This window comes from Agromyces sp. NPDC056965 (genome assembly GCF_042673425.1).
Lineage (GTDB): Bacteria > Actinomycetota > Actinomycetes > Actinomycetales > Microbacteriaceae > Agromyces.
In genome coordinates this window covers 1-9255 of sequence record NZ_JBHURI010000117.1, presented here as the reverse complement: position 1 = coordinate 9255, position 9255 = coordinate 1, and the positions used below count along the sequence as shown (strand labels likewise).

Below are 9255 nucleotides of genomic sequence, written 5' to 3'. Positions count from 1 at the left end.
ACCGCCCTGGTCGAGGCCCCCGCCGCCCCCGCCTGGCCGGCGCTGCGGCGCGGGGTGGACTTCAGGGGCGCGACGGTTCAGCGCGCATTGCGCGTCGGGGCGGACCGGCGGACGAACGCGGGTCCTCCGCCGTTCGGCATCCTCTCCACAGGCGCGTCGTGTGGCGGGACGAACGGCTCGGTGATGGTAGACTGAGCACGCACCCGGCAGGTGACGCACTGTTCGCGTCCCAGCTCGCTCGTGCAATTCCCGGCAATCTATTGCTTTCGCTCTCGCGCGTGTCTGCGCCATCGTGCGCACCGGCATCGTTCGTGCCAGCGATCAGCTCTCCTGAATCCGCAACTCTTGCGACAGGGGAAAGGAACATACCCAGTGACCAACGGAACCGACCACGCCGATCGCGTGGCCAACACCGCCCGTCTGTCCGCCCTGAAGGTCGCCGAGCTCCAGGAGCTCGCCGCATCCCTCGGCCTCGCGGGCGGCTCGAAGCGCCGAAAGGGAGAACTCGTGGAGTTGATCTCCGAGCACCAGGCCTCGGCGGCCGACGGCGGCTCCGCCGCTTCGGCTGCGCAGGTCGAGGCTCCGACGGCAGAGCAGATCGCTCCCGTCGAACTCGACGTGCCTGCTGCGACCGAGGCACCGGCAGAGCCGGAAGCGCCGTCCGCGCCAGAGGCTCCGGCCGCAGCGGCCGAGTCCGTGGCCGAAGCGCCCGCGACCACCTCGACGCGTCAGCGCCGTCAGCCGCGTCGCGCCACGAGCGCGACCACGTCGGCCGTGCAGCACGTCAACGCCGGCGGTGCCGGTGTCGGCCTCGTGCCCGAGACCGCGGCGCCGACCGAGACCGACGAGGCCCGCGAGGCCGCTCGTGCTGCAGTGCGCGAGGAACTCGCCGCAGCGACCGGTGAGGGCGCCCGCGGCGCCCAGTCCGCCGAGGGCGACGGCGAGACCGCCGCCTCCGAAGAGCCCCGCCAGGGCCGCAGCCGCAACCGCGGTCGTCGCGGCGGCGGCGAGCGTGGCGATCGCGCCGAGCGCGGCGACGACGCCCAGAAGGGCGAGCAGAAGCAGGGCGAGCGCCAGTCGGGTCGGCAGAACGACCGTCAGAACGCCGACCAGGGCCGCAAGGGCGAGGAGCAGGGCGCCAAGTCCGGCGAGTCCCGCCAGAACGGCGACGCCGACAAGTCCAAGCAGCAGGGCGAGGGCCGCGGCCGCGACCGCGACAACCAGGCTCGCGACGGGCAGGGCCGTGACGGCCAGGCACGTGACGGCCAGGGCCGCGACGGCCAGTCGCGCGACCCCCAGGCGCAGCTCGACGGCGAAGGCGGCCGTCGCAACCGCTACCGCGACCGCAAGCGTCGCGGCCAGGGCATGGGCGACGAGCTCGAGCCCGAGATCCTCGACGACGACGTGCTGATCCCCATCGCGGGCATCCTCGACGTGCTCGACAACTACGCATTCGTGCGCACGACCGGCTACCTCCCCGGCCCGAGCGACGTCTACGTCTCCCTCGGCCAGGTGAAGAAGTACAACCTGCGCAAGGGCGACGCGGTCGTCGGCGCCATCAAGCAGCCGCGCGACAACGACTCGACCAGCCGTCAGAAGTACAACGCGCTCGTCAAGGTCGACTCGATCAACGGTCAGACCACCGATGAGGCGGCGGCCCGCGTCGAGTTCCAGAGCCTCACGCCGCTCTACCCGCAGGAGCGTCTGCGCCTCGAGACCGAGCCCACCAAGCTCACGCAGCGCATCATCGACCTCGTCGCGCCGATCGGCAAGGGCCAGCGCGGCCTCATCGTCGCGCCCCCGAAGGCCGGCAAGACGATCGTGCTGCAGCAGATCGCCAACGCGATCTCGATCAACAACCCCGAGGTCCACCTCATGGTCGTGCTCGTCGACGAGCGCCCCGAAGAGGTCACCGACATGCAGCGCACGGTGAAGGGCGAGGTCATCGCCTCGACCTTCGACCGTCCGGCCGAAGACCACACGACGGTCGCCGAGCTCGCCATCGAGCGCGCCAAGCGACTCGTCGAGCTCGGTCACGACGTCGTCGTGCTGCTCGACTCGATCACGCGCCTCGGCCGTGCGTACAACCTGGCCGCACCGGCATCCGGTCGCATCCTCTCGGGCGGTGTCGACGCCTCGGCGCTGTACCCGCCGAAGCGCTTCTTCGGTGCTGCGCGCAACATCGAGAACGGCGGCTCGCTGACCATCCTCGCCACGGCGCTCGTCGAGACCGGGTCGAAGATGGACGAGGTGATCTTCGAGGAGTTCAAGGGCACCGGCAACTCCGAGCTGCGCCTCTCGCGTCAGCTCGCCGACAAGCGCATCTTCCCGGCGGTCGACGTCAACGCGTCGTCCACGCGCCGCGAGGAGATGCTCCTCTCGGCCGACGAGGTCAAGATCACCTGGAAGCTGCGCCGCGCCCTCGCAGGGCTCGAGCAGCAGCAGGCGCTCGAGGCCGTGCTGGGCCGCCTGAAGGAGACGCAGTCGAACGTCGAGTTCCTCATGCTCATGCAGAAGTCGATGCCGGTCGCGACCGGTCACGGCAACTCGCACGGGCACGAGACCGACCACCGCTGAGGCATCCGTGTTCGAGTCCGTCCAGAGCCTGCTCGCCGAGCACGCGAAGCTGCAAGAGGAGCTCGCCGACCCGGCGCTCCACGCCGATGCTGCGCGCGCGAAGAAGGTCAACCGGCGCTACGCCGAGCTGAGCCGGATCGTCTCCGCGCACTCGGCGTGGCTCGAGGCGCAGGACGACCTCGCCGCCGCGCGCGAACTCGCGAAGGAGGACGAGGCGTTCGCGGAGGAGGTGCCGGCGCTCGAAGAGGGGCTCGCCACGGCGCAGGAGCGGCTCCGCCGACTCCTGATCCCGCGCGACCCCGACGACGGCCGCGACGTGATCATGGAGATCAAGGGCGGTGAGGGCGGCGCCGAGAGCGCCCTCTTCGCCGGCGACCTGCTCCGCATGTACATGCAGTACGCGCAGTCGAAGGGCTGGAAGATCGAGCTCCTCGATCAGAACGAGTCCGACCTCGGCGGCTACAAGGACGTGCAGGTCGCGATCAAGTCGAACGCGACCGATCCGTCGCAGGGCGTGTGGGCGCACCTGAAGTACGAGGGCGGCGTGCACCGCGTGCAGCGCGTGCCGGTGACCGAGACGCAGGGGCGCATCCACACCTCGACGACGGGCGTGCTCGTCTTCCCCGAGGTCGACGAGCCCGAAGAGGTCGACATCAACCAGAACGACCTGAAGATCGACGTCTACCGCTCCTCGGGCCCCGGCGGCCAGTCGGTCAACACGACCGACTCCGCGGTGCGCATCACCCACCTGCCCACGGGCATCGTGGTGTCGATGCAGAACGAGAAGTCGCAGCTGCAGAACCGCGAGGCCGCGATGCGCGTGCTCCGCGCCCGCATCCTCGCGCGTCAGCAGGAGGAGATCGCGGCCGCGGCGTCGGACGCCCGCAAGTCGCAGATCCGCTCCATGGACCGCTCGGAGCGCATCCGCACGTACAACTTCCCCGAGAACCGCATCGCCGATCACCGCACCGGGTACAAGGCCTACAACCTCGACCAGGTCATGAACGGCGCGCTGGAACCGATCATCGAGTCGGCCATCCAGGCCGACGAAGAGGCGCGACTGGCTCACCTCGGCGACCAGTAGCCGCAGCGAGACGGATGCCCCGGACACCTCGAGTGTCCGGGGCATCCGTCGTCTCGGGGCGAGGGTGCCGAGCGCTCAGATGTGCCAGTCGTGCACGCCGCGAGCGGCGTCTGCGGTCTCGTGCGAGAGCGGCTTGAACGTCGCGGGGATGCCGACGACGAGCGAGTGCGCCGGGGCGTCCTTCGTGACGACGGCGTTCGCGCCGATCGCGCTCCACGCGCCGATCGTGATGTCGCCGAGCACCTTCGCGCCCGCTCCGACGGTGACCCCGTCGTCGAGCGTCGGATGCCGCTTCGCCCCGCGGTCGGCGCCGCGAGCGGCCTTCCCGCCGAGGGTGACGCCGTGGTAGAGCATGACGTCGTCGCCGACGACCGCCGTCTCGCCGACCACGACGCCCATGCCGTGGTCGATGAAGAACCGGCGGCCGATCGTGGCACCGGGGTGGATCTCGACGCCCGTGAGGAACCGCACGAGCTGCGAGACGAGCCGGGCCGGCAGGCGCAGCCCGCCGCGCCAGAGGAGGTGGGCGAGGCGGTAGCCCCAGATCGCGTGCAGGCCCGAGTAGGCGAGGAACACCTCGAGGTTGCCGCGGGAGGCGGGGTCGTGCGCGCGCGCCGTCGCGATGTCCTCGCGGAGTGCTCGGAAGAAGGTCACGTCGTAAGTCAATCAGTCCGCACGTCGTTCGGATGCCACAAGCGCCCGGGACAGCATCAGCGGATGCCGCGCCGGGCGCTCACGATCGATCAGTCGCGCAGGTCTTCGTAGAGCACGGTCGAGACGTACCGCTCGCCGAAGTCGGGCACGACGACGACGATGGTCTTGCCGTCGTTCTCGGGGCGCTTCGCGACCTCGAGGGCGGCCCAGACGGCCGCACCCGACGAGATGCCGCCGAGGATCGCCTCGTCGGTCGCGAGGGCGCGTGCCGTCGCGATGGCGTCGCTCGTCGCGACGTCGATGACCTCGTCGTAGACCTCGCGGTCGAGCACGTCGGGCACGAAGTTCGCGCCGAGGCCCTGGATCTTGTGGGGGCCGGGCGTGCCCTGCGTGAGGATGGGGGAGTCGGCCGGCTCGACCGCCACGACCTGGAGGCCCGGCTTCTGCTCCTTGAGGTAGCGGCCGGCGCCCGTGATGGTGCCGCCGGTGCCGATGCCGGAGACGAGGATGTCGACACCGCCGTCGGTGTCGTTCCAGATCTCGGGACCGGTCGTCGCGTAGTGGATCGCCGGGTTCGCCTCGTTCTCGAACTGGCGCGCGAGGATCGCACCGGGCGTGGCCTCGACGATCTCGTTGGCCTTCGCGACCGCGCCCTTCATGCCCTCCGAGCCGGGGGTGAGCACGATCTCCGCGCCGTAGGCGCGCAGCAGCACGCGGCGCTCGACGCTCATCGTCTCGGGCATGGTGAGGATCACGCGGTAACCGCGAGCGGCACCGACGAGTGCCAGCGCGATGCCGGTGTTGCCGCTCGTGCCCTCGACGATCGTGCCGCCCGGGACGAGCTCGCCCGACTTCTCGGCCGCATCGATGATGGCGACGCCGATGCGGTCCTTGACGCTCGCGGCGGGGTTGTAGAACTCGAGCTTCGCGAGCACCGTGGCGCCCGCGCCCTCGGTGAGCCGGTTCAGGCGCACGAGCGGCGTGCGACCGACGACCTCGGTGATGTTCTCGTAGATCTGCGCCATGTGGCTTGCCTCTCGGGTCAGGTGGTGGACGACGGCCTCAGCCTAGGCTTCGGCTCGCACGGAGGCGAGTGCGTTACATTCCATTGCGTGGATACGACGACCCCCGACGCCCGAGCGCGATCCCTGCGCGAGCTCCGAGACGAGACGGTGTCGACGCTCGCCTCCGCCGGCGTCCCCGACCCGGAGGTCGATGCCGAACTCCTCATCGGCCACGTGCTCGGCCTCTCCCGCGGGGCGGTGCAGGCGCGCATGGTCGTCGGCGCCGACGTCGAGGCGGCGGATGTCGCGACGCTCGCCGAACTCGTCGGCCGCCGTGCCCTGCGCGAGCCGCTGCAGCACATCACGGGGCGTGCGGCGTTCCGCAACCTCGACTTCCAGGTCGGCCCCGGGGTCTTCGTGCCGCGACCCGAGACCGAGCAGGTCGCCCAGCTCGCGATCGACGCGCTCGCCTCCGCGGCCGAGCCCGAACCGATCGGCGTCGACCTCGGCGCCGGCAGCGGGGCGATCGCCCTCGCGCTCGCGACGGAGGTGCCGCATGCGAGGGTGTGGGCGGTCGAGAAGTCGCCCGAGGCGTTCGTCTGGACGAGGCGCAACGTCGCAGAGGTCGCTGCGCCCAACCTCGAGCTCGTCTTCGGCGATCTCGCCGACGCCCTTCCCGAACTCGACGGCCGGGTGGCCGTCGTGGTCTCCAACCCGCCCTACGTCCCGCTCCGCGAGATGCCGCGAGACCCCGAGGTGCGCCTCCACGACCCTGAGCAGGCGCTCTACGGCGGCGCCGACGGACTCGACGTCGTCCGGGTGCTCTCGCGACGTGCGCTCGCGCTGCTGCGCCCGGGCGGCGCGCTCGTGATCGAGCACGGCGAGGAGCAGTCGGCGGCGATCGCCGAGATCCTCGCGGCGGACGGCTGGCGGGCGATCGCGCACCACCGCGACCTGACGACGCGCGATCGGGCGACCTCCGCCGTGCGCTGAGCGGTCGTGCCGAGCGCCCCCGCTAGGCCTTCTTCGCCCGCTCCGCCTTCTCGCGTGCATTCTTCTCCCGCTCGGCGGCGTTCTTCTCCCGCTCGAGAGCGTGCTTGATCGCCTCGCGTTCACGCTTCTGCGCCTCGCGCAGGGCCTTCTCGGCCTCCCGCCGCGCCTTCGCCGCCTCGCGGACCTGCTTGTCGCGCGGCAGCTCGAGCGTCGGCGGCAGCGGTTCCTCGACGCGAGCGTCGACGGGGGCGCCCGACTCGACGCGCCCCACGTGGTACTCGATGCCGTCGAGGATGCGCTCGAGCCCGAACGAGAAGTCGTCGTCGCTCTCGTCGGGGCCGGTGCCGGGTTCCGCGACGTAGCCGCCTGCCGCGAGGAGCGGGCTCAGGTACGGGAACCGTTCGGGGGTCACGAGCTCGGCGAGCGCCTCGAAGTAGTTCGCCCCGGTGACGTCGGCCGGGTCGGCCGCTGCCGCTGCGGCGACGCCGAGGTCCCGCTCCTGCGCGCCGGTGGCGCGGGCGTAGCTCGTGAGCAGCAGCAGGGCCGACATCTTCTCGCCGTCGCTGAGGGGGAGTGCGCGCACCTCGCGCAGGAACCAGTCGACGATGAGCAGGCTGTTGGGCGTGATCGGCGCTCCGGAGATCGGGATGTCGACGAGCCAGGGGTGCTCGCGGTAGGTGGCGCGCATCGCGCGCACCCAGGCCGAGATGCCGGCGCGCCACTCGCGTTCGACCGACTCGTCGGGCACGGGCAGCGTGGCCGCGCCCTCCTGCATCAGCAGGATCAGGTCGTCCTTGCTCGTGACGTAGCGGTAGAGCGACATCGTCGTGAAGCCGAGCGATGCCGCGACACGGCTCATCGACACGGCGCCGATGCCCTCGGCGTCGGCGATCTCGATGGCGGTGTCGACGATGCGCTCGATCGAGAGCTCCCGCTTCGGCCCGCGCTGCGGGTTGGCCGCGACGCCCCACGCGAGGGCGACACCTCGGGGGAGTTCGGGGTCGCGTCGCTCGGGACTCACACGCTCAGGGCTCACAGGGGTCCGATCTCGAGAAGGTGTTGACGACAGTCTAGAACTGTGTATTACTTAAACAACAGTGGACTACATAAACAGTTTGCACCATACGCAGACGAGAGAACAGGAGAGATCCATGTCAGTCGCGATCGACACGCACGGGCTCCGCAAGCGATTCGGGTCGACCGAAGTGCTCGCCGGCCTCGACCTCAGCGTGCCCGCGGGTACGGTGTTCGCCCTGCTCGGCCCGAACGGCGCCGGCAAGACGACCACCATCAACATCCTGACGACGCTCGTGAAGCCCGATGCCGGCGTCGCTCGGGTCGCGGGCTTCGACGTCGCGGCGTCGCCCGAGCCGGTGAAGCAGCGCATCGCCCTCACGGGGCAGTCCGCCGCCGTCGACGAGGTGCTCACGGGCACCGAGAACCTCGTCATGATGGGCCGGCTCTCGGGGCTCGGCCGACAGCAGGCACGGCGCCGAGCCGCCGAGCTGCTCGAACGCTTCGATCTGGCGGATGCCGCGCGCCGCCGTCTCGGCACCTACTCCGGCGGCATGCGCCGCCGTCTCGACCTCGCCCTCAGCCTCGTCGTCGACGTGCCGATCCTCTTCCTCGACGAGCCGACCACGGGCCTCGACACGCGCAGCCGTCAAGAGCTGTGGAACGTCATCCGCGGGCTCACCGAGGCCGGCACGACGGTCTTCCTCACCACGCAGTACCTCGAGGAGGCCGACCGGCTCGCCGACCGCATCGCCGTGCTCGACCGGGGCCGCATCGCGGCAGAGGGCACGGCCGACGAACTGAAGGCGCGCATCGGCGGCGACGTCGTCGAGCTCCGCGGCGCCGACGGCGAACTGCTGCTCGAACTGCCGACCGACGGCAGCGTGCACGGACTGCGCGCCGCCATCGACCTGCTCGACCGCTCGCCCGCCTCGGCGGCCGCGGGGGCGCAGGTGTCCATCCGCCGCCCGAGCCTCGACGACGTGTTCCTCGCGATCACCGCCGGCTCAGCGGCATCCGCCCCCGAACTCATCGAATCGAAGTGACCGACATGACGACCCTGACGACCACCACCACGACCTCGGCGACGCCGGGCGCCGGTTTCGCGCCGGCGCCGGCCCGAGCGAAGCTCGGCCCGTTCACGGCCGAGTCGACGTTCATCGCCCGCAGCTTCCGTCACTCGGTGCGCGACGTCGACGCCATGCTCATGGCGGTGCTGCTGCCGACGATGCTCATGCTGATGTTCACCTTCATCTTCGGCAACGCGATCGACCCGTCGGGCGGCTACGTCGACTACGTCGTGCCCGGCATCATCCTGCTCTGCGCGGGATTCGGCGCCTCGTCGACCGCCATCTCGGTCTCCCGCGACATGACGACGGGCATCATCGACCGGTTCCGCACCATGCCGCTGCGGAGCGGAGCCGTGACCACCGGTCATGTCGTCGCGAGCCTGGCGCGCAACCTCGTCGCGACGGGCGTCGTCATCGCGGTGGCGCTCCTCGTCGGCTTCCGGCCGAGCGCGACGCCGCTCGAATGGCTCGCCGTGCTCGGCCTCGTCGCCCTCTACATCCTCGCGATCACCTACCTCTTCGCGGCGATCGGCCTCGCGGCATCGAGCCCCGAGGCGGCGAGCGGCTACGGATTCATCCTGCTGTTCCTGCCCTACCTCTCGAGCGCGTTCGTGCCGGTCGACACGATGCCCGAGTGGCTGCAGTGGATCGCCGAGAACCAGCCGATCACACCGGTCATCGAGACCATCCGGGGCCTGCTCATGGGCACGCCGATCGGCGACTCCGCATGGTGGGCGATCGGCTGGTGCGTCGGCATCGTCGTCGTCTCGGTCGTCTGGGGCGGCTGGCTGTTCCGGCGCAAGGCGGGTCGCCGCTGACGCGGTCGAACGGCAGCGGATGCCGCGGCGCACGCCTGCGC

The 9255-nt window shown here is 70.8% G+C and carries 9 protein-coding genes; 6 read left to right on the top strand and 3 right to left on the bottom strand.

The window, feature by feature from the left end:
* The 3 genes from ACFTQE_RS19075 to prfA all read left to right on the top strand — a co-directional run.
* Positions 1–195: hypothetical protein (locus ACFTQE_RS19075; protein WP_376926551.1), on the top strand; the 195-nt coding region annotated here is incomplete at its 5' end.
* A 177-nt stretch (positions 196–372) separates the two neighbouring features.
* Positions 373–2577 (top strand): transcription termination factor Rho, encoded by a 2205-nt coding sequence (gene rho / locus ACFTQE_RS19070; protein WP_376926550.1) that lies wholly within the window; start codon positions 373–375, stop codon positions 2575–2577.
* A gap of 7 nt (positions 2578–2584) precedes the next feature.
* Positions 2585–3661: a peptide chain release factor 1 gene (gene prfA / locus ACFTQE_RS19065; protein WP_375837141.1), complete on the top strand. Its 1077-nt coding sequence runs from the start codon at positions 2585–2587 to the stop codon at positions 3659–3661.
* A gap of 75 nt (positions 3662–3736) precedes the next feature.
* Here prfA and epsC read toward each other — a convergent pair whose 3' ends face one another.
* A complete protein-coding gene (gene epsC / locus ACFTQE_RS19060; RefSeq protein ID WP_376926549.1) occupies positions 3737–4315 on the bottom strand; it encodes a serine O-acetyltransferase EpsC in 579 nt (192 codons plus the stop codon).
* Positions 4316–4404: 89 nt separating this feature from the next.
* The gene (gene cysK / locus ACFTQE_RS19055) at positions 4405–5340 is read right to left on the bottom strand and encodes a cysteine synthase A (RefSeq protein ID WP_376926548.1); all 936 of its coding nucleotides are present in this window, start codon (positions 5338–5340) and stop codon (positions 4405–4407) included.
* 87 nt (positions 5341–5427) lie between these two features.
* On the opposite strand from cysK, the gene prmC reads away from it, so the two are divergent.
* Positions 5428–6312, top strand: a complete 885-nt coding sequence (gene prmC / locus ACFTQE_RS19050; protein WP_376926547.1) for a peptide chain release factor N(5)-glutamine methyltransferase — start codon at positions 5428–5430, stop codon at positions 6310–6312.
* Between the two features lie 22 nt (positions 6313–6334).
* On the opposite strand, the gene ACFTQE_RS19045 is transcribed toward prmC, so the two are convergent.
* Complete coding sequence (locus tag ACFTQE_RS19045) at positions 6335–7333, bottom strand: TetR/AcrR family transcriptional regulator C-terminal domain-containing protein (protein WP_376926546.1); 999 nt, start codon at positions 7331–7333, stop codon at positions 6335–6337.
* 130 nt (positions 7334–7463) lie between these two features.
* Here ACFTQE_RS19045 and ACFTQE_RS19040 point away from each other — a divergent pair, with 130 nt between their 5' ends.
* The gene (locus ACFTQE_RS19040) at positions 7464–8372 is read left to right on the top strand and encodes an ATP-binding cassette domain-containing protein (protein WP_376926545.1); all 909 of its coding nucleotides are present in this window, start codon (positions 7464–7466) and stop codon (positions 8370–8372) included.
* A gap of 5 nt (positions 8373–8377) precedes the next feature.
* Positions 8378–9214, top strand: a complete 837-nt coding sequence (locus ACFTQE_RS19035; RefSeq protein ID WP_376926544.1) for an ABC transporter permease — start codon at positions 8378–8380, stop codon at positions 9212–9214.
* Positions 9215–9255 lie beyond the last annotated feature (41 nt).

What these genes read in the sequence shown, in the direction of transcription:
- cysK (WP_376926548.1), bottom strand. Translation starts at nt 5,340, where the DNA reads ATGGCGCAGATCTACGAGAACATCACCGAGGTCGTCGGTCGCACGCCG.
- ACFTQE_RS19040 (WP_376926545.1), top strand. Translation starts at nt 7,464, where the DNA reads ATGTCAGTCGCGATCGACACGCACGGGCTCCGCAAGCGATTCGGGTCG.
- ACFTQE_RS19035 (WP_376926544.1), top strand. Translation starts at nt 8,378, where the DNA reads ATGACGACCCTGACGACCACCACCACGACCTCGGCGACGCCGGGCGCC.